Genomic DNA, 20,394 nt, shown 5'->3' with positions numbered 1-20,394 from the left:
TTTATAAGAATAAAATTCTGTTAAATGGATTTTTATATAATTTAATATTGATAAAATAAGAATTATATCTCTGCTTGTTTCGTATTTCATAATGTTGGTTTTCCTCTGAAATACAGTTCCTATATTTGCCATCCCATAATTAATACTACGATGATAATAGGCGTTCCAAAGGAGATTAAAAATAACGAAAACAGGGTGGCTGTTGACCCATCAGGTGTCGTTGAATTTACTAAAAGAGGTCATGAAGTTTATATTCAGTCTACTGCTGGTATAGGTAGTGGATTTACTGACGAGCAGTACATTGAAGCCGGAGCTAAGATTTTACCTACAATCGAGGATGTTTATGAAATAGCCGAGATGATCATGAAGGTGAAGGAGCCCATCGAGCCTGAATATAAACTGTGCAAAAAAGATCAACTGATTTTTACCTATTTCCACTTTGCTTCCTATGAGCCATTGACGAAAGCAATGGTTGAGAGTGGAGCAGTATGCCTGGCATACGAAACGGTAGAAAAAGCTGATCGATCACTTCCACTTTTAGTTCCAATGTCTGAGGTTGCCGGAAGAATGGCAGTGCAGGAGGGCGCAAAGTATTTGGAAAAACCATTGCAGGGTAGGGGAATTCTTCTAGGTGGTGTTCCTGGAGTTCGCCCGGCAAAAGTGATGATCTTAGGTGGAGGTGTTGTTGGTACCAATGCAGCTAAAATGGCGGCAGGAATGGGAGCAGATGTGACCATTCTGGATTTGAATTTGCAACGTCTGAGATACCTGGATGATGTAATGCCTGCGAATGTGAACACATTCATGAGTAGTGAATACAACATTAGGGAGCTGATCGCAACGCATGATCTAATAATAGGTGCAGTTTTAATCCCGGGAGCGAAAGCACCACATTTGATAACTAAAGATATGCTGAAGGAAATGCAGCCTGGTACCGTTTTGGTAGATGTAGCAGTAGACCAGGGGGGTTGTATCGAAACATGTAAACCTACTACACACCAGGATCCAACTTTCATCATTGATGATGTTGTTCATTATTGTGTAGCTAATATGCCAGGGGCAGTTCCGTATACTTCTACATTAGCTTTAACCAATGCTACTTTGCCATATGCGCTTCAGTTAGCAAACAAAGGATGGAAAAAAGCATGTAATGATAACGAAGAGTTGAAGCTTGGATTGAATGTTATTAATGGAGAGATTGTCTATAAAGGGGTGGCGGACGCATTCGATATGCCATATACTCCTGTGGATAAATTGTTATAAGATATTTGAAGATTTCAAATGGGCCCATTCATCAATTTGATGGATGGGTCTTTTTATTTCCATTCATCTGTTGCTTACGACCATTCCCCTCAAAGCTTTCGATTAGGAACATCTAGTCCGTTTTATTTGTGGTGTTCTAAATCAGAGAGATGACCAGAAACACATCATATTGGCTCCTTCAAACCATCGGTTGGTTCATGTACGGAATGATCGGGGTGATCATCGCGCTACTTTTCTATGATAATGTGGACGTTTGGGTGATTTTAGCTCAGTTTTTCAGTGCGATCGTGATGCTTTTTGGCACGCACGTACTTCGCTACAAAATGAAAATGGATGGTTGGTTAAAGCTGAAAATTAAACAACTGATTGTTCGGTTAGTACCAACGCTAATCATTCTGGCATTATTGGCTAATGGCATTACCACCGGATATACTATTTTAACTACAGATTTGATTCCGGTAGATAAAGTTAGTCCTACGGTTTTCTTACTCTTCACCTTTCAAACCTTTGTTTATTTCTGCCTTTGGACAGCCGTTTATCTTATCATCTATTTCTTTAGAAACTACAAAAAAGAAGAGGTGGCCAAGTGGCAGCTCCAGACAGCCGTGAAAGATGCTGAGTTAATTGCATTAAAGGCCCAGATTAATCCTCACTTTTTGTTCAATGCGCTCAATAATATTCGGGCCCTCATATTGGAGGATCACATGAAAGCACGGGATATGGTTTCCCACTTGTCAGAATTGCTGAGATACTCCATTCAATTCAATGACAATGAGAAGGTGACTGTAGAGGAGGAGTTGGAAATTGTGAATAAGTACCTTGAGCTTGAAAGCATTCACTACGAGAACAGGTTGCATTATGAAATTCTTCCTAACATGGAATTAAGCAGATGCAAAATTCCACCGATGCTCATTCAGCTTATGGCCGAAAACGCGATTAAACATGGCATTTCCCAAATAAAAAATGGTGGCGATATATTGATAAGTGTAGATAAAGAAGGGAAAGATCTTGTGCTGGAAGTGAGCAATACTGGAAAGCTAAAGAAGAACTTAGGAAGTGGAATAGGATTACGAAATGCGACAGAAAGAATTAGAATTTTGTTTGATAGCGAACCCGACCTGGAGTTATTCGAACAGGGAAATATGGTTCGATCGAGATTAAAATTACCAATTGAAAAATGAAGGCAATAATTGTAGATGACACCCGACTTGCTCGTCAGGAGCTCCAGTTTCTTTTAAAAAACCACAAGGATGTTCAGGTGATTGACGAAGCTGAGAACGCAGATGAGGCTAAGAAGAAGATCGAAGAATTGAAGCCTGATCTGGTTTTTCTGGACATTCAAATGCCTGATAAGGACGGATTTGAATTGTTGGAGATGCTGGATGAAGTTCCGCAAATCGTATTTACGACCGCATACAGCGAATATGCCATCAAAGCCTTTGACTACAATGCCCTGGATTACTTAAAAAAACCAATTACGGACGATCGATTGACCCTTGCACTTCAACGTGTTCGTGAAAACATTGAAAAGCAGGAAGAGTCAAAAGATGTGCTGAGTGAGAACAGTCAGGTGTTTGTTAAGGACGGAGAGAAGTGCTGGTTTGTAACATTGAAGGATGTTCGTCTGTTTGAGATATGGGATAATTACACACGAATCTACTTTGATGAGCACAAACCTATGATCCCTAAAACGCTTCAGTATATGGAAAGTAGATTGGATCCCAAGGTGTTTTTCAGAGCCAATCGTCAGCAGATCGTAAACATGAAGTGGATTGACAAGATTGAGCCATGGTTCAGTGGCACGATCAGATTGTATCTTAAAGATGGAACAGAGGTGGAGGTGAGCAGGAGGCAAACTTCACGATTCAAGGATTTGATGAGCTTTTAAGAAGGTCCTGAAGCTTTTTGATCGCTTTTTGATTGCTCTCAATATTGATGTTATTGATGATGTGTTGCTTCTCTTTGGTAGTAAGGTGCCAACTTAAAGAGGCGCGTTCCACCTCTGATACTTTTTTGTCTTTTTCAAAAGAATCGTAGGCTATTTCTACCACATCAAAATCCCCTTCAAACCACAGCTTCATTTGCTCCAGCCGGAAATCGTTGTTGATATCCTGCATATTGGTGAGGTTATTGTAAACACTCGCAATAGGGTAGGTTAGCCGGTCGACAACTGAAGGGTTAGGCCGCTTCTCAATCGGCGCGTTTGATTTCGTGTCCCGAACTACCAGAAAAACCACACCCCCTGTATTATCTGCTATCCAATCCTCAAAGACATTGACAAATCGGATTGCATCCGATACTCCGAAATTATCTGAGATTCCAGCATCCATGATCTCTACACGAGGTTCAGCAGGTAGGCTAATATTAGGGGTAATGTAAGGGAAGCTCGCTGACATCCTTAGCGCTGTAAGGAAGCTCAGGTTTTCCGCTTCGTTTTGTCTGAATAGTGTCTGAAAGTCCACGCCCCTGATTTTAGATTCATCACCATCCAGAACCGAGGATGATACGCCCATGTATGAGATTGGCTGTGACGAAATGTAAAGTTTACGCCCATCATTAGCGATGGTAGGTGACATGATCAGCGTTGGTGTTTTTGCTTTTGCTTCCGGTTCCTGATAGTCACTGATCTGTTTATCCAAAATACGCCCCAGATTTTTGTCCAGGTTTTTTTCAAAAACAAATCCCCGATCGACACTGTAGGTTCTACCGGCATATTTATGCTTTCTGATCTTGAAAAACAGGTCATTTACGAGTAGCCCGAAAATGACTGGATTCAGATTGTCTTTACCGATACGGGTTAGTAGTTCTGGCCCCATATCACTTAAAGCAACCCTCGGGGTTAGACGTTGAACTTCCCGGTAATAAGCGGCTCCAATAACTCCGCCGGATGCTCCAGTGATCAGAAAGGTTTGATCCATGAGTGTGCCATTGAGAGCACTGTCCGCTTTAAAGAGTGAATTCACCGTCCATAGTGCGGCTCGCTGACCACCGCCACTCACACACAGGAAAACCATCTTTTGTTCCTTGGGATTCTTCCATTTTGCTTTCCAGTTTTCCAGGGTCTCAAGCATGTGAAGTTTGTCATGAATATATTGTTCTCTGGAATGAACCTTTTTCAGGTTTTCAATGGTGTATTCCGTTTTAATTGTATCGTATTTGAGGCCTGTTGCCTGGTTTACGCCTTTTCCAAACCCGGTTTTTACACCTGTATTCACCAAAACAAAAATACCAAGTGCAAATGCCAGACCCCATCCCTTAAACCAATAGCTAATTGCTCCTACAAGCATTACAGCGATAGCAAAGATGAGAAGAGAACTAGCAGCAGCAGGAATCTGAAGAAACTCTATATTCATGAAAAATCCGAGCAACAGGATGACACCAATAATGAATAACTCCACAACCACAGAGTTGAAATGATTTTGATCAAAGACCCTAACAATGGCTTCTCTGCTACCAAAATTGATAATATGTTTAGTTGATCTTGGTTGAAGGTTGAGATCCAGATAGTTAGTTACGTTATATTCATCTGCTTTATTCTCTCTGATCTTTTTCATTACTCTGTCACGACTCAATCCACTTTTTTTCAAGCGTTTATCCAGGGTGCCCGCAAGAAAAATGAATATGTCTTTATTGGTAAAGCGGAAATAGAGAATCATGAGTAGGTGCATGCTAATAATCCCCAGGATGAGCCCCACCACATACAGGAAAATGTCCATTGTTTCTGCAAGTCCGTTCTCCATTTGAAAGCGAACAAGGAAAATGATATAGATGACCAGAATCAGCAGAGGAATGAGACTGTTGTTAATTGAAAACTTGGTAAAGGGACGCTGAAGTGTTCCAATGAATCGAAAACGGTGACCATCTAGAATATAAGTGGTTATATGCCATGCCATGATCAGGTTTCCGAATGCAATACCCACGATAAAAAAGCTCCAGAAGCTAACCTTTCCAAGGTATTCCGGATCAAGAAATAGGTAGTGAATGCCATAAACTCTGCCAAGCCCTCCTGTAAATGATGCTATAATTATGAACCAAACCGCTAGTAGCGCCAGATTTTTCTTAAAATGATGAAATGTTAATTGCATCATCAGGGAATGAATGATCTGATTTATGGCTGTTTTTAGTTTGTTCATTATTTACGTTTATCGAGTATTTTGCTTAGAAGTAGAAACTAATCTTTGGTTGGTCGAAATGAAACAATTTCATCGAATATAGTTACTATCTTCATATCGTATTTCACAACTAATCCCGAAAAACTGGTCTTTTCGACTAAGCATAAAAAATCCCGGCGTTACCGTCGGGATTTTTGTTTTCATTACGATTATTTATCCGATTGCCTGCCTCAAATCGGCGATCAAATCCTCAGCATCTTCAATTCCCACACTTAGTCTGATCAAAGAATCCGTGAGGCCAACAGCAAGTCGCTGCTCTCTGGGAATACTTGCATGAGTCATAGTAGCGGGATGTCCAACCAACGATTCCACTCCTCCTAAAGATTCAGCCAGGCTAAATATTTTAAAACTGCTTAAGGTCTTGTTTGCCTGCCCAATGGTATCTTGTTTTTGTCTAAATGAAATCATTCCTCCAAAACCCCTCATTTGCTTTTTGGCAACCTCATGATTGGGGTGATCCTCAAATCCTGGCCAGTAGACTTTATCTACTTTTGGGTGATCTCTAAGGAAACGTGCAATTTTTTCACCGTTTTCACAATGCCGCTGCATTCGAACATGGAGAGTCTTTACACCGCGTAAAGTCAGGAAGCAATCCTGAGGGCCTGGGATTGCTCCACCAGAGTTTTGAATGAAGCCAAATTCTTCATCGATCTGTGGGTTATTCGTTCCCAGGAAGCCCATTACCACATCCGAATGACCGGCGATATACTTAGTGACCGAATGCATGACAATGTCTGCACCTAAATCCAATGGGTTTTGTAAATACGGTGAAGCAAAAGTGTTGTCAACAGCGACTTTAATGTTATTCTTTCTTCCTATATCTGCAATCGCCCGGATATCCATGATATTCATCATTGGGTTGGTAGGCGTTTCAGACCATATCAGCTTGGTTTTATCCGTGATAGCATCCTTAATGTTGCTGACATCCAGCATGTCTACAAACGTAAACTTGATGCCGTATTTGGCAAATACCTTGGTGAAAAGGCGATAAGTACCACCATACAAGTCTGCTGAGCAGATGACTTCATCTTCTGGAGATAAAGTTTTGAGAACAGTCTCAGTCGCACTCATGCCTGAACTAAAGCAACGTCCAAATGTGGCGTTTTCCAGAGCAGCAAGATTCTTTTCAAGCACACTTCGTGTAGGGTTTTTTGTTCTTGCATATGCATACCCCTTATGTACACCAGGTTCGTCCTGAACGTAGGTGGATGTCTGGAATATGGGGGTCATGATAGCCCCGGTAGAAGGGTCCGGATCTATCCCTGCATGCAGTGCTTTTGTACCGAATTTCATATGCGAATTTATTGAGATTTTAAGGTGAATGACCTTAAGAATGGAGTTAATTGACCTGTAATATGCCAAAATACCATTTATTGGTAGAAATCTTGATTTTATCGATGGTATACTACCAGTAGGCTATTTCCTGACTAAAGTGTCTGAGAATAGTGATATTCTTGTACTTACAATACGGCTATTAAAGCTTTTATTTAAATCAATAGCAATGAAAACATTCGCCACTCTACTGCTTCTCTTGACAACATTAAGTGTCTCGTCACAATATTATTCAGGTTACTATGTGAGTGCTCCACAGGTACATGCTTTTGATCATTTTAAGATCAAACACAAGCATGATCATACGAAAACAGACGGCAACCTCATTATTCATGCATTTATCGGCCATGATGAAGTGTGGGAGCAAACAGCTCATTTTGTTTCAGATGATGATTTAAGACAAAAACTCATCGCTGATTATAGCCACGGTGAGGAAATAATCTCCGTTCACATGCTTAAGTTTTTATGGGACGGCAATGAATGGGAGTACATTCTGCTTGGATATAATTCAGCAGATAATCATCGTCATTTCATTGTCATTGAAGAAATATTCAACGATGAGTCAGAAACCGAGCTGCTCGAATTCCATCGGTTTGACTGGGTAAAAGGGCATCATATTACCGCTGCAAGCACTCATTAATTATTTAATTGATGGAAGTTTTATCTCAGCTCCTTCAAAGTACGATACTCGGAGCTGAACTCCTCTCTGATCGAACCCCACAAAAGTCAGGTTTCGGTTTTTAGTCCAAACAGCTTGCTTGTTTAGGTTTAAATGAGCATTTTCGAAGGCACAAAGCAGGCCAATGATGTCGTGCTTTTCAAAGTTTTTGTCTTTATTGAAACTATCGTATACCAGATTATAAATGGTGCTTGCTACTCCCTCGTGTCGATGCTTTTCTGTTACGTAAGATCTGTAAACAATGAAATTGTTCCTCAAGGCCGGATACATGGTTTTAACTCCTGTAGCCACACCCACGATCTGATCGTTTGATTTGCACACAGCAAGTAATTCCTCTGCTCTTTTTACTGCATCTTCTTCTTTTGTGATGGCACTTTCATTCAACCAAAATTCAACAACGGATTTTTTTAGGGCATCATTTGCGTTATTCCAAACAAATTCAATGTTCAGTTCCTGATTCATGCGTCTAGTCTTGTTTTTAGCCTGCCAAGATATTTAAATCTTACAATTAAATATCTTTACTCAGAACCTTTAACATTCACCATCAGATGTATCAATCAAATACTCCACCCTTAGATGATCACACGCAGGAGTTAGAAAAGGAGAATCCATTTAATTATCAACACACCAAATCATTTGCGCAAATACTGCATGCACTAAAAAGCAGCCTGGTGCTTAGCACCTACCAAACGGGTAAGGTGGTCATGTTCAGTCCTAAAAGTGAGACTCAGATGATTCAGCTTCCGAGAAACTTCAGGAAGCCTATGGGGGTTGCTTCCTATGACAGGCATCTGGCCATTGCCTGTTTGAATGAAGTGGTTTTGACACACAGATCTGTTAATGCTGCAAAGTCATATCCGAATAAACCAGATGTATATGATGCGATCTATCTTCCTCGATCGTCTCACTATACCGGAATAGTAGATACACATGACATTTCCTATGGAAAAGGTGGGTTGTGGGCCGTGATTACACAGTTTTCTTGTATAGCTCAATTGGATCCTCGTTTTAGCTTTCTTCCAAAATGGAAACCTCATTTCATTTCAGAAATAGCTCCAGGTGATAGATGCCACCTGAACGGAATGACACTTAAAGACGGAATCCCCAAGTATGTGACTGCATTAGGTAAATCAGATAAGCCTGGAGGCTGGAGAGATAACAAACTAAATGGTGGCATTCTAATGGATGTTGAAACCAATGAAATCCTCCTTAGCGGGCTTGCCATGCCTCACAGCCCAAGACTGGTAGGAGATGATGTCTATTATCTTCAGTCCGCAGTTGGAGAGCTGTGGAAATATCACGTCCCTTCCCAATCCAATGAGCGAATTTGTGACGTGCCAGGGTTCGCCAGGGGGATGTCTTTTTATCAAAACTTTCTTTTCATTGGCCTGTCGAAAATAAGGGAAGACTCCAAGGACTTTGGTAAGATGCCGATTGCCTCAAAGAATCCCATTGCCGGCGTTGCAATTGTGAACCTGAGAACGAAACAGGTTGAAGCATTATTGGAATATAAGAATGCTGTGAAGGAACTATATGATGTGCATGTTTTGCCCGGTGTGTTACGTCCTAATATTTTGAATACTATGGGTGATTTACATACCAGAGCTATTATTACTCCGAAACGGATATTTTGGCAGGATCCCCCAAAAGATAATGTACCATCAGGTCCGTATGCTAACACAGAGGTATTGACCAGCTCTGCAACCACTAATGATTCGTAATCAAGAGGTATGTCTCGTGTAAGCATCAATACCTACTATCAAACAGCACTTGATCTACATAAATCGGGTAAGTTTAAAGAGGCTAGAAAGCTGTATGATGAAATTCTAAAACTTCAGCCTAGTCACCTGGAAAGCCTATTCATGAAAGGCCAATCTTTTTATCAGGAAAGGAAATATGAGGAGGCGCTAAAACTTTATGATCAAGGCCTGTCACTGCATCCAAAAAATCCGGACTTGTTCCTACAAAAAGGAAGGGCACTGATAAAATTAGGGGCACTGGAAGAGGCAATTGATCTATGCGAAGGATTACAGCAGGCAAATCCTGTAAGCATGGGAGCCTACCTGGTTATTGCTCAAGCATATTTGAAAAAAAATCAGCTTTCCAATGCTGTAGAAACTTTAAAGTCAGGGGTTGAAAAATGCGATGAAATACTTCTGAAAATTAACCTGGCAATAACCCTTCACAAGCATGGAGCTTACGAGGAAGCTATTCACTGGTTTGATGCGGTTGAGCGATCATCGACAAAAATTTCAAATCCTAAGTTTTGGTTTTACTATGCAAAAAGTGCAGCTGAAGAGGGTGATGTTAATCAAGCAATCTCTCTCTACGAAAAATGTCTGAGTATAAAACCGGATCATAAATCGGCTCTTAATAATCTTGCAAATATTCACCTAAAGCGCGAGGAACGGTCACTTGCTGAATCCTATTACAAAAGGCTTATTCAAAAGCACCCAGAGGAGGGTATGGCCTACTGTAACCTGGCTAAATTGTATGAGCTATCAAAAAAATGGAGTCTGGCAATTGACTATTACAAGAAGGCAAAAAGTATTTCTCCTCAACTAACCATTGTTTATTATCACCTTGGTCAATTGTACGCCAGGGAAATAAACGATTATAAAAGAGCTTTAGAGGTATTTGATGAGGGGCTTGCAAAAGGAGACGATACGTACCACAAAGGGATTCGTCTTTACCAAATCATTGCCAGGCAACATGTAGGTGAATGGGCTAATTATGAAAATGATATGGAAGAATTGAATGAGATTCTTCTTTGGTATATCGAACAAGATCATCCACCTTTTGAAGTTGTGCCTTATGCACTAAGCTACTCCAAGGTAAAGCCGGCACTTTATAAAAAAGTAGCTGAAAAATATGCTGCGAAAATCAAGACAGACATTACACGGCAATTTGCAGAGAGGCAATATGACCATACCTTGTCAGAAGGGAAGGTTAAGATTGGCTATCTCTCTCCGGATCTTAGGCTGCATCCCGGCGGTGTGCTCTCGAGACAAATCTTCGATTATCACGACAATAGGCATTTTGAAATCCATGCCTTCTCGTTGATTCACACGGATGACTGGGTAAATAGGGAGATCAGAGGGTCAGTAGATTACTATCATGATGTCTCTCAAATGTCCAGCATTGAAATTGCCGATTTTATAAACCGCACAGGCATAGATGTGTTGGTTTCACTAGCTGGCTACAATACAGGTATGAAATTCAGTGCGCTGGCACTCAGACCGGCACCTATTCAAATGATGCTCATTGGCTCGCATGAAACCACAGGTGCAGATTACATTGACTATGTGTTTTCTGATGAATATATGCTTGATAGTGAGCTAAGGCAAAATTTCACTGAGCAGGTCATTACGCTTCCTTGTTCCTTATTAATCAACAGTGAAATCCCTTTTGATTCCAAGATAAAGACTACTCGAGCGGATCATGGCCTACCTGAGGATGCATTTGTTTTTTGCAATTTTAATCACCCCAAAAAGCTCGATCCTAAAACCTTTCACGATTGGATGGAGATACTTGATCGGGTTCCAGAGTCTGTTATGTGGCTTTATACAGGAGGAGTAAACAACTACGAAGAAACCATAAAAGAAAAAGCAGCTCGCATGGGAATTAAACCTGAAAGAATTATATGCGCAGAGCCTGCGGCAATAAAAAAGCACTGGGAGCGGTATCGTCATGCTGATTTATTTCTGGATAACTATTTGTACAATGCTCATACCACTGGGATAGAAGCAATCCGTGCCGGGGTGCCAATGATCTCTCTAAAAGGAAAAACGCATAATAGTAGATTAGGCTCCAGTCTATTGTACTATTCCGGGCTCGAAAAGCTTATTTGTCTCACCAAGAATGAGTATATTACATGGGCAATACGACTTGCTACCAGTGCCGCCGAACTAGAAGCTACGAAAGAAAGGCTGCAAGCCGTAGATAAAGCAATACTTTTCGATACTGAAATTCAGGTAAAATACCTGGAAAAAGCCTATCAAAAAGCGTTGCGTAAATTAAAAAAAGGGCTTGCGCCGCGGGATTTTGAAGTTGGATCCGCTCTTGATTTAAATTCTTTGATTAAGAATTGATTGGGAAATAATAAATCACATCACTGTCATGAACAGCTTCTACTTTTACTCTCTGAACACCGCCAAAGAGAAATATTTCAAATTTAAACGCCGACTTGAAAAGAAAATTTCATCCGGACAGTTCGACTCACTTCCAAGGAAGAAAAAGAATCAACTGGTTTCCCGGGTAGATAAATATAAATCCAGGCTGGAAAAATTCGGGTTCTCTATGAGAGGTGCCGCAGTGGCCGGTTCAGTTACGGCTTTGGCTGCTATACCGGCAATTGGCAATGCCCAGGATCCAAATGTCTACCTTAGAAATGAAAACTATGCTTATACCGGAGGAGAAACTCCCCAGCATATGGCATTGGTAGACCTGGATTCAGATAGTGACCTGGAACTTTTGGTCTCAGTACCTGGTGGGCCGGCGAAGCTAATTAACCGAATTGAAGAAGGTGGTGAAGCCAGTTGGACCCGACAAGATGTAACTGCACTGGCCAACATGCGCGATGAATTCGTAGTAGGGGATGTAGATGGAGACCTGGACAATGACGTGATATTCCGTAATGGGAATACTTTTTATCTGGCATTGAATGATGGCAATGGTAATTTTCAATTGAGTGATGATGAATATACTCCTACCTATTATGGTTCGTTTGGAGCAGAAGCAGCCATTAATGATGATATTGATTTAGTTGATTTTGACTCGGACAATGATCTTGACCTGGTGGTTGGGATCAATGGTAGCAGTTTAACTGTTTTTGAAAATGATGGTGCGGGTAATTTCACAAAAGGGTCATTAGCTGTGCCGGGCAGTGGAGTGACCGACTTTGAATTTACCGATCTGGATGGTGATGGCGATATGGATCTGGTGAGTAACTCATATGTGGGGGATGGTGCACGAACCGTTTTTGCCACTGAAAATGTTGCTGGGACAGGATTGAATCCTGATTTCACTACGGGCTTTCAAGATCAATTAACTACTAATTTATATGTCCCTGACCTGGAGGATATAACCATTCTAGATGCTGATGGAGATGGAGATAATGATGTGTTCTTTCATCATAGCAACTACTCCTACCTCCACGGATATTTAAATCAGGATGTAGAAGGATCTACAGGGACGTTTACTGCTACAACCTTTTCAGTGATCCCGCAATCTTCGTCATTTTCAGTAGAAGCTGTGGGCGTGGCAGATTTCGATTTAGATGGGGATGATGACCTATTGCTGGGGCTTGGGTCTGCAGGTGCATACCTGGCCAGCCTCAACGGTACCAACTTTGATGGAAGAAGTTTGTCAGATGGGGTGGTAGGTAGCTTCTTCAGTAGCACATATGATGTGGCTATCGGGGATTTAGATGGAGATGGTGCGGATGATTTTGTGGCCAATTATGGGTCAGCCTGGCTTTCGCTTGTCTATGATCGTGCAGCTCCTTATGTTAATGGTTTTGCCGGAGATGTTATCCTGAATGAAAATGATCCTGCTGGTACGCTGGTGGGTTATTTGTCGCTTTTTGATCGGCAAGGAGACCCAATTACCATCGAAGGAATACAAGGGGATGATGCAGCTGCCTTCAATTTAGATACAGGTACAGGTGCAATCACAACAGCGCAGGTGTTTGACTGGGAGACAGATCAGCGTGATTTCAATTTTGAAGTTGTCCTGAATGATGGTGTGAAATCAAGTGTGTCTGAAGCCAACCTCAAACTCAGCAACCAGACGGAAGATGGTCATGGAACTTTTGCTGTAGACGGTTTGCCTATGTTCGGAACAGCCACACCTGTAGCATTTGTAGCAGGTGATTTTGATGTGGACGGAGATGATGATCTATTTAAATCATCTAACTCAGGATCAGGAGGAGGTGGTGGAGAGAGATTAAATGCTGCTTTCCAAAATTCACTTTACAGTCAGACACAAGGTTTCTTTGCTCCCCAAAATGCAGGGGGAGGAAAATACGCAGTTGAGGAAGCCATTTTTTTTGACGTGGATAATGACGGACAGAAAGAGCTGATCGGAGGAGAGTTTGATGGAAGTTTAGATGTCTTTTATTTCAATGAATATGGCCAAAGCCAGGGTAGTAACTACAATGGTTATGTAGGATCCGTATCACAATTTGAAATTGGCGATTTTGATGGAGATGGAGCAGATGATTTAGCTGTACTCAGTGATGGTGATGGAAGCTATTTAACTGTCTATGAAAGGTATATTGGCAATGGAGAAACGCCTCTTGATGAAATGGATCATATTTTAATCGGACCGTCTGCAAGGATGGCGGTAGGAGATTTTGACGGGGATGGTTTGGATGACGTTTTGATTGTTAATCCTGGAACAGATGATTATATATACTATGGAGGAGAGTTTGGTCTGGTTGCCTCGGTAACTGCAGCCATCACGGATAATGATTACGGTCTTAATAAGCCTGTAAGTGCAGATTTTGATGGGGATGGAGATGATGACATTGCACTGCTGCGAAACTCAAATGGTAGTGGAGTAGTAATTGATATACTAGACAATGACGGTAGCGCCACTTTCACCGTTGTGCAAACGTTAGCTATTGGAGGAGAGAGTGTAGGAGTGGATGGAGAGTTAGCCGTTGGAGACTTTGACGGAGATGGTTCTCCGGATTTAGTGGCAACCTTTAAATCATCGTACGATACAGAGACCTTTGAATATACCTATGGGGTCATGACATTCACGAATGATGGGACAGGCTCGTTTGATGAGAAACAATCCATCAACGACGTTGGAGGTCTGGATATAGAGTTGATGGACGTGGATAGTGACGATGATTTAGATCTTTTAATCAGTAATACTGAGCCTGCTTTTGGATGTTGTGTGATTGAGATGGGAGAGGATGATGGTGAATATATCCGGGTTTTCCTGAATACAAACGCTGCACCAACCGGTATAGATTTATCCATTAGTTCATTTGATGAAGGAGCACCTATTGGAGAATCCATTGGTACCTTATCAGTCATAGATCCTAACCTGGAAGATACGCATACCATATTCCTGACAGCCGGTGACGGCACGAATGATGCCGATAATAATAAGTTCGTTATTGATGGTGATCAGCTCATCGTGATTAAGAATGTAGAATTTGAGGATGATGCGGAATTGAATATTCATGTGAAAGCCATTGATAATTTTGGTAAATCAGTCACGGAATCATTCACACTTACGGTTAATTATGTGAATACCGCACCTACTGGCATTAGCATTTCTGCTACTAGTGTAGATGAGAGCGCTGTTCCAGGTACTTCGGTGGCATCTTTCAGTGCTACAGATGTGGATGCAGGGGATACGCATGATTTTGCCCTGGTTTTTGGAGATGGGTCAAATGATGCTGACAATAATAAATTTACAATTCAGGAAAATGAGCTGGTGCTGGTTCAAAACCTTTCATTCGATAGTCAGCAAGCACTGAATATCAATGTAATGGCGACTGATTCGTACGGTGAGTCAATTACTCAGGCTTTCACGATTTCGGTGAATGATGTACTCGGTCTTGACGATGAGTCGTCTAATGCGCTGGGCATTTACCCAAACCCTGGTCAAAACCAAATTCATATCAGAATGGATAATACTTCCCGAGGAAATTTATCAGTCACGGTTTCTGATCTTAACGGTAAGATGATACACCAAATTGATTCAGAAAAGTCATCGTATGGCTGGTCCAGAAAACTGGATATGACCAGTGCGGAGGCAGGAATTTATATCATCGAAGTGCAGGTGGGAGAACAGGTTTACTCTCAACGTTGGATCAAACAAGACTAATCCAGCTTAGGAAATAGATTAAAAAGGCGCTCAATAGAGCGCCTTTTTTATTGACTCTTTTTGAAAAACGTCTGTAACTTCGTCTCTGCTTCCTTTTCAGAAAGGTAAGCTGGCGAGAGGGAAGGCTGTCCCGGTAGATTCTCGATGTGCAAAGTCTGAGTAGGGAATGCAAAGTTGACCCCAAGCTCATTCCCAAGCTTCATAATGCTCATCAGTATTTCATGCCTACATTGCAACTCTTCTCCCCAGGTAGGTACATTAAAGAAAATGTAGAACATGATATTCAGTGAGCTACTTGACATCTCATTAAAATACACATGGTAATTGTCTTTCCATGTCTTTGGGTGGTTGTCCACAATTTGCCTAAGCCCTTTCACAAACACATCGATCATTTCCGGTGGAGTATCATAGGTGATGGAGATGTGTGTGAAGAAACGTCGGTATTTCCTTAGTCCGTGGTTATCGATGGTGTTATCAGCCAACTTACTGTTTGGCACATAGATTACGGAATTTCTAAAGGTTCTGATACGAGAAGACCTGAATCCTACTTCTTCCACCGTTCCATCCACATCATTGGAAGTAATCCAGTCACCTACCTGAAATGGCTTGTCCACAAAAATCATGACTGAGCCAAAGAAGTTCTTGATGGTATCCTGAGCAGCTAAAGCAAATGCCAAACCTCCAATGGACAATCCGGTTAATAACGGCAGAATAGGTACGTCCAGGTTATCAAGGATGAGTAGCGTACCAATAATGATGACGAATGTTTTAAGGGTCTTTCTCAGGAGCGGTACCAGCTGATCATCCAGTGTGCTTTCGGTTTTTTGTGCCATTCGTGCCAGGAACACACTTGCAATGGACACCAGTCTGTACACGATGACGGTACCAAACAGTGGTACCATTACCCGCAGGATCAGATTCACATACTTTGAGTAGGTGATCGGAAGCTGCAGTGCAGGTGTGACCAGAAGTAATAGCAACACAATAATGAATACGCTAGTGGGCCTGGCTATTTGCCATAGGTATTTTTCAGTAGCCTCGCCCTGGTAGTTTAACCGCCTTACTATTCGGCTGAATATGCGTTCTGTGAAGAAGGCAAATATTTTATACACCAATGCACTAATCAGTGCCAGTATGAAAATGGTCACATACTGATACGTGTATAAGCCAAAAGTCTTTTTTGTCCCCAGCTTAGGCAAGAGATTCAGCAACTCACCCGTTCCAAATCGAAATGTTTCCTGATACATCTCTTCGATCTTGTCAATACTGGAGTCTGAGAAATACCACTTGTTATCACCTGCTCTGAGCAGAAAAATATTCGGATACCCATCCAATAATACGTATTTGTTTTTATGGCTTACAGAGTCCTGATAAGCTGAATTCTTGGGAATTTCATCCAGGTAAATGAAGATGCCTCTGCCATCCAGCACGCGTTTGAATTTTACTGCAGATTTTTTTGCCACTTCGAAAGAACGATCTGCTGTTTTGAAAGGCAGGGCTGCCAATGAGTCGTTCCTGTGTTCTGGTTGTAAATTATCCAGGAAGGTCTTTACGGAACCATGCGGGCTGCTCAAATTCACATAGGTATCTTCCTGTGCCTTGGTGAATAAAAATGAAAATAAAATGATGGTTGAAAGAACAATTCTCATATGTCAGGTTGTTTGATGCAAAAGTAATTAGTGACGGCAATTACCTTTGCCCTTCAATTTTGAAATATAATCAATTAGATAGATGTCAAATCCTCTTTTATCCGCATTCAATACAAAATATGAATTACCTCCATTTTCAAAAATCGCGATGGATGATTACGGTGAGGGAATAGACAAAGCATTGGAAGAGGCAAAAAAGGAAATTGATGCGATCATCAACAATGATGAAGATCCATCTTTTGAAAACACCATTGAGGCTCTGGAAAGTAGTGGTGAAAAACTTTCCCGAAATTCCTCAATACTGTTCAATCTAAACTCAGCTGAAACCTCTGACGACCTACAAAAGATCGCTCAGGAAGTGTCTCCAAAACTTTCTGCTTTCAATAGCGAAGTGAAGCAGGACTCCAGGCTTTTCGAGCGTGTAAAAGCTGTCTATTTGAAAAAGGATGAGCTTGATTTGAACGTCGAACAAAAGAAACTGTTGGATGAGACCTATCTTGATTTTGTTCGAAGAGGTGTAGAGCTGGAAGGTGATAAGAAAGAACGATTTAAAGAAATAAGTGTAGAGTTATCTAAGATTTCCTTGACCTTCTCGGAGAACCTTCTTGCCGAAACAAACAAATTTGAATTAGTAATTGAGGATGAAAAGGATCTTTCTGGTCTACCGGAAGATGTGAGAGCTCGTGCCAAAGAGCTGGCAACTCAGAAAGATAAACCAGATGCCTGGATCTTCACGCTGCAGGCACCCAGCTACATTCCTTTTATGGAATATGCGGACAATCGGGAGCTGAGAGAGAAGATGTACAAAGCGTACATGACCAAGTGCTTCAAGGGGAATGACAGAGATAATCAGGAGCTAATATTAAAAACAATCTGGCTAAAAGCAGAGATGGCTTCTTTGCTGGGATATCCAACATTTGCGCATTATATCCTGGAACAGCGAATGGCTGAGTCACCTGATAAAGTCTCTGAATTTCTGCAAGATTTGATGGAAAAGAGCCTTCCGAAGGCCAAAGAAGAGGTGGAAGAAATCAAAGCGTATATTAAGAAACTTGGGCATGATATCGAACTGCAACGATGGGATTGGGCGTATTACTCAGAGAAACTTAGAAAAGAAAAATACGAGCTCGATGATGAATTAGTAAAACCGTATTTCAAATTGGAGAACGCAATCGAAGGGGTTTTTATTACAGCAGAGAAGCTGTTTGGAATCACTTTTAAGACAAATGATGAACTGGAAGTATACCATGAGGATGTGAAAGCCTATGAAGTACTGAATGAAACAGGAGAGGTGGTTGCAGTTTTCCTGACAGACTTTTTCCCCAGAGATGGAAAGCGGGGCGGAGCATGGATGACTTCATATCGCAATCAATGCATCAGGGATGGAAATCGCGTGGTGCCACAAGTGAGCATTGTTTGTAATTTCACGCCATCTTCAGCGAATCACCCTTCACTGCTAAAGTTTAATGAGGTAACGACCTTATTCCATGAATTTGGACATGCATTGCATGGTATGCTGGCAGATACCACTTATCAAAGTTTATCGGGGACAAGTGTCTATTGGGACTTTGTAGAGCTTCCATCGCAGATTATGGAAAATTGGTGCTACGAAAAAGAATGTTTAGATCTGTTTGCCAAGCACTACGAAACAGGTGAACTCATTCCCGCCGAGCTGGTAGAACGAATTAAGAAATCATCAACTTATCATGAGGCATACGCCACTGTTCGCCAACTAAGTTTTGGTCTTCTGGATATGGCCTGGCACAGCCTTTCACCCGAAGAGGCCAATAAAGTAACCGATGTTGGAGCTTTCGAAAAGAAGGCTTTTGCATCTACAGAGTTATTTCCTGAGGTTGAAGGAACCAACATGAGTGTACAGTTTGGTCACATCTTTGCCGGAGGATATGCTGCAGGATATTACAGCTACAAATGGGCCGAAGTGCTTGACGCAGATGCTTTCTCGTTGTTTCAGCAAAATGGTGTTTTTGATAAGCAGACAGCAAACGCTTTCAAGGAAAATATCTTAAGTAAAGGAGGAACAGCACATCCGATGGAGCTCTATAAAAAGTTTAGAGGGCAGGAGCCGACACCCGAAGCACTTTTAAAAAGGGCTGGATTGGTTTAATCTTCCAGATATGGGATTTCAGAATTGAGCGACTTGTTGTGAATCTCGAGATCATTCTTCACATCTGTGATCAGGCGTGAAAGAGAAGTTTTCAGTTTTGCAATTTCCTTTTGTTTCTCAGGGTGTCCGGCAAAGACTCTATCTTTTTCAGAAGGAGAAAGCATTCGATTAAAGTAGTTAGTGTCTTTAGAAAGTTTATCAAGCATTGCTTCTACTTTCGGCAGGAGAGTTAAAATCTTATTTAAAGGAACGGTCAATTCCTCTTGTGACATATTATAGAGGATGGCATTGATCTCCGAATCCCTAAGCTCAACTCGGTCGTCAGAATCTGCTCTCAGCGTTTTTAAAAGTCTGCACATGGCTTTCAGGGCGCCATTCGTGTGTTGATCCCGTGAGTTGATGCGAGCAATATTCAGAAAGGGTAGGTACTTCTTAACCTTCTTTTTCTTAAAATCAAATTCTGCTATTCCTCTGTAAATCTCGTTTTTAGTCTTGAGGTATTCTGCACTATTAACCCACATAGACGGGAGTATGTCGATTTCGCATGTTGGCTTTTGAGCCGTGATCCGAATTCTTGTTTTATCACTATAATCAATCGATTTAAAAGTAGGATCTTTTCGCAATGTATCATGCATGTCGATAGCCAATGTCTGCATATCCTGATGAGGTTTGTCAGACAGGTTTTTCTTTATCACGATAATTTCTACATCACCATACAGCAAAATATTGGTAAATGTTTTTAATGCTCCCTGGTATCGGTAATCAACGTCAAAGCCACGCTTCTTCAATGATTTGGCAATGAGCTCATGAATTCTTCGGGAGTTGGCATATACTTTATATGCATAAGATACGTCAATTTCAACCATGGATTCCAGTACATACAGCAGACAATCCGAGTATCCGGATTGATGAAATGCATCCGAAAGTACAGGCTCTCGCAGAGCCTCATCATACCTTCTCCCTTTTAGGTTTTCTACTAACAGGCTGTAGTCGTGATCCATTAGGATGGCAAAATAATCAATAATGTAGATATGAATTGTATTTTAAGAAGATTATCGCTGTAAGAAGATCATTTTTGGATCAATGAATTACGAAGATCAATCCTTTAGAAACAGGTATGAAAACTCTATTTTCATCAATAAAACGCTCAGATATTTATATTGTATACAAAGTATATGCACCGAGACAATTTTGAAAGAAACAAAGAATTTGTGACCGATTTTAAAAATTTCAAGTTGTTTAAGCCACATAAATTGAGAAAAAACGCTACTATTGTATTCTTATGATTCTATTCGCTGAGATTGTAAATACCACGCCTTCACGCAC

The 20,394-nt window shown here is 41.2% G+C and carries 13 protein-coding genes; 8 read left to right on the top strand and 5 right to left on the bottom strand.

Annotation, left to right across the window (positions count from 1 at the left end; genetic code table 11):
* Positions 1-150: 150 nt before the first annotated feature.
* From ald to ACXAH9_RS16150, 3 genes are all read left to right on the top strand, one after another.
* Positions 151-1,263 carry an alanine dehydrogenase gene (ald, locus tag ACXAH9_RS16160; protein WP_474895890.1) on the top strand — a complete coding sequence of 371 codons (1,113 nt, stop codon included), beginning with the start codon at positions 151-153 and terminating at the stop codon, positions 1,261-1,263.
* Positions 1,264-1,412: 149 nt separating this feature from the next.
* Complete coding sequence (locus ACXAH9_RS16155; RefSeq protein WP_474895889.1) at positions 1,413-2,444, top strand: sensor histidine kinase; 1,032 nt, start codon at positions 1,413-1,415, stop codon at positions 2,442-2,444.
* Positions 2,441-3,151 carry a LytR/AlgR family response regulator transcription factor gene (locus ACXAH9_RS16150; protein ID WP_474895888.1) on the top strand — a complete coding sequence of 237 codons (711 nt, stop codon included), beginning with the start codon at positions 2,441-2,443 and terminating at the stop codon, positions 3,149-3,151. Before ACXAH9_RS16155 ends, ACXAH9_RS16150 begins: the two co-directional genes overlap by 4 nt.
* Here the strand turns inward: ACXAH9_RS16150 and ACXAH9_RS16145 are convergent.
* Together ACXAH9_RS16145 and ACXAH9_RS16140 are read right to left on the bottom strand one after the other, a co-directional pair.
* A complete protein-coding gene (locus ACXAH9_RS16145; protein ID WP_474895887.1) occupies positions 3,129-5,396 on the bottom strand; it encodes a patatin-like phospholipase family protein in 2,268 nt (755 codons plus the stop codon). The genes ACXAH9_RS16150 and ACXAH9_RS16145 overlap by 23 nt on opposite strands.
* A 192-nt stretch (positions 5,397-5,588) precedes the next feature.
* The gene (locus tag ACXAH9_RS16140; RefSeq protein WP_474895886.1) at positions 5,589-6,728 is read right to left on the bottom strand and encodes a cystathionine gamma-synthase; all 1,140 of its coding nucleotides are present in this window, start codon (positions 6,726-6,728) and stop codon (positions 5,589-5,591) included.
* 208 nt (positions 6,729-6,936) lie between these two features.
* On the opposite strand from ACXAH9_RS16140, the gene ACXAH9_RS16135 reads away from it, so the two are divergent.
* Positions 6,937-7,407: a hypothetical protein gene (locus ACXAH9_RS16135; RefSeq protein ID WP_474895885.1), complete on the top strand. Its 471-nt coding sequence runs from the start codon at positions 6,937-6,939 to the stop codon at positions 7,405-7,407.
* On the opposite strand, the gene ACXAH9_RS16130 is transcribed toward ACXAH9_RS16135, so the two are convergent.
* Positions 7,408-7,908, bottom strand: coding sequence for a hypothetical protein (locus tag ACXAH9_RS16130; RefSeq protein ID WP_474895884.1), 501 nt, complete (start codon positions 7,906-7,908; stop codon positions 7,408-7,410).
* Positions 7,909-7,994: 86 nt separating this feature from the next.
* Here ACXAH9_RS16130 and ACXAH9_RS16125 point away from each other — a divergent pair, with 86 nt between their 5' ends.
* From ACXAH9_RS16125 to ACXAH9_RS16115, 3 genes are read left to right on the top strand one after another with little or no spacing between them, the layout of a single operon-like run.
* The gene (locus tag ACXAH9_RS16125) at positions 7,995-9,167 is read left to right on the top strand and encodes a TIGR03032 family protein (protein ID WP_474895883.1); all 1,173 of its coding nucleotides are present in this window, start codon (positions 7,995-7,997) and stop codon (positions 9,165-9,167) included.
* A gap of 9 nt (positions 9,168-9,176) precedes the next feature.
* Positions 9,177-11,537 carry a tetratricopeptide repeat protein gene (locus tag ACXAH9_RS16120; RefSeq protein WP_474895882.1) on the top strand — a complete coding sequence of 787 codons (2,361 nt, stop codon included), beginning with the start codon at positions 9,177-9,179 and terminating at the stop codon, positions 11,535-11,537.
* Between the two features lie 28 nt (positions 11,538-11,565).
* Complete coding sequence (locus tag ACXAH9_RS16115) at positions 11,566-15,294, top strand: FG-GAP-like repeat-containing protein (protein WP_474895881.1); 3,729 nt, start codon at positions 11,566-11,568, stop codon at positions 15,292-15,294.
* 47 nt (positions 15,295-15,341) lie between these two features.
* Here the strand turns inward: ACXAH9_RS16115 and ACXAH9_RS16110 are convergent, their stop codons facing one another.
* On the bottom strand, positions 15,342-16,943 hold the full coding sequence (locus tag ACXAH9_RS16110) for a mechanosensitive ion channel family protein (RefSeq protein WP_474895880.1): 1,602 nt from the start codon (positions 16,941-16,943) through the stop codon (positions 15,342-15,344).
* Between the two features lie 82 nt (positions 16,944-17,025).
* Between ACXAH9_RS16110 and ACXAH9_RS16105 the strand changes: the two genes are divergently transcribed.
* Positions 17,026-19,068: a M3 family metallopeptidase gene (locus ACXAH9_RS16105; protein ID WP_474895879.1), complete on the top strand. Its 2,043-nt coding sequence runs from the start codon at positions 17,026-17,028 to the stop codon at positions 19,066-19,068.
* On the opposite strand, the gene ACXAH9_RS16100 is transcribed toward ACXAH9_RS16105, so the two are convergent.
* Positions 19,065-20,069, bottom strand: coding sequence for a hypothetical protein (locus ACXAH9_RS16100; protein WP_474895878.1), 1,005 nt, complete (start codon positions 20,067-20,069; stop codon positions 19,065-19,067). The genes ACXAH9_RS16105 and ACXAH9_RS16100 overlap by 4 nt on opposite strands.
* Positions 20,070-20,394 lie beyond the last annotated feature (325 nt).

The organism is Ekhidna sp. ABH4_415 (assembly GCF_056161305.1).
This window is presented reverse-complemented; position numbering and strand designations above follow the sequence as displayed.

What these genes read in the sequence shown, in the direction of transcription:
- ald (WP_474895890.1), top strand. Translation starts at nt 151, where the DNA reads ATGATAATAGGCGTTCCAAAGGAGATTAAAAATAACGAAAACAGGGTG.
- ACXAH9_RS16155 (WP_474895889.1), top strand. Translation starts at nt 1,413, where the DNA reads ATGACCAGAAACACATCATATTGGCTCCTTCAAACCATCGGTTGGTTC.
- ACXAH9_RS16150 (WP_474895888.1), top strand. Translation starts at nt 2,441, where the DNA reads ATGAAGGCAATAATTGTAGATGACACCCGACTTGCTCGTCAGGAGCTC.
- ACXAH9_RS16145 (WP_474895887.1), bottom strand. Translation starts at nt 5,396, where the DNA reads ATGAACAAACTAAAAACAGCCATAAATCAGATCATTCATTCCCTGATG.
- ACXAH9_RS16140 (WP_474895886.1), bottom strand. Translation starts at nt 6,728, where the DNA reads ATGAAATTCGGTACAAAAGCACTGCATGCAGGGATAGATCCGGACCCT.
- ACXAH9_RS16135 (WP_474895885.1), top strand. Translation starts at nt 6,937, where the DNA reads ATGAAAACATTCGCCACTCTACTGCTTCTCTTGACAACATTAAGTGTC.
- ACXAH9_RS16130 (WP_474895884.1), bottom strand. Translation starts at nt 7,908, where the DNA reads ATGAATCAGGAACTGAACATTGAATTTGTTTGGAATAACGCAAATGAT.
- ACXAH9_RS16125 (WP_474895883.1), top strand. Translation starts at nt 7,995, where the DNA reads ATGTATCAATCAAATACTCCACCCTTAGATGATCACACGCAGGAGTTA.
- ACXAH9_RS16120 (WP_474895882.1), top strand. Translation starts at nt 9,177, where the DNA reads ATGTCTCGTGTAAGCATCAATACCTACTATCAAACAGCACTTGATCTA.
- ACXAH9_RS16115 (WP_474895881.1), top strand. Translation starts at nt 11,566, where the DNA reads ATGAACAGCTTCTACTTTTACTCTCTGAACACCGCCAAAGAGAAATAT.
- ACXAH9_RS16110 (WP_474895880.1), bottom strand. Translation starts at nt 16,943, where the DNA reads ATGAGAATTGTTCTTTCAACCATCATTTTATTTTCATTTTTATTCACC.
- ACXAH9_RS16105 (WP_474895879.1), top strand. Translation starts at nt 17,026, where the DNA reads ATGTCAAATCCTCTTTTATCCGCATTCAATACAAAATATGAATTACCT.
- ACXAH9_RS16100 (WP_474895878.1), bottom strand. Translation starts at nt 20,069, where the DNA reads ATGGATCACGACTACAGCCTGTTAGTAGAAAACCTAAAAGGGAGAAGG.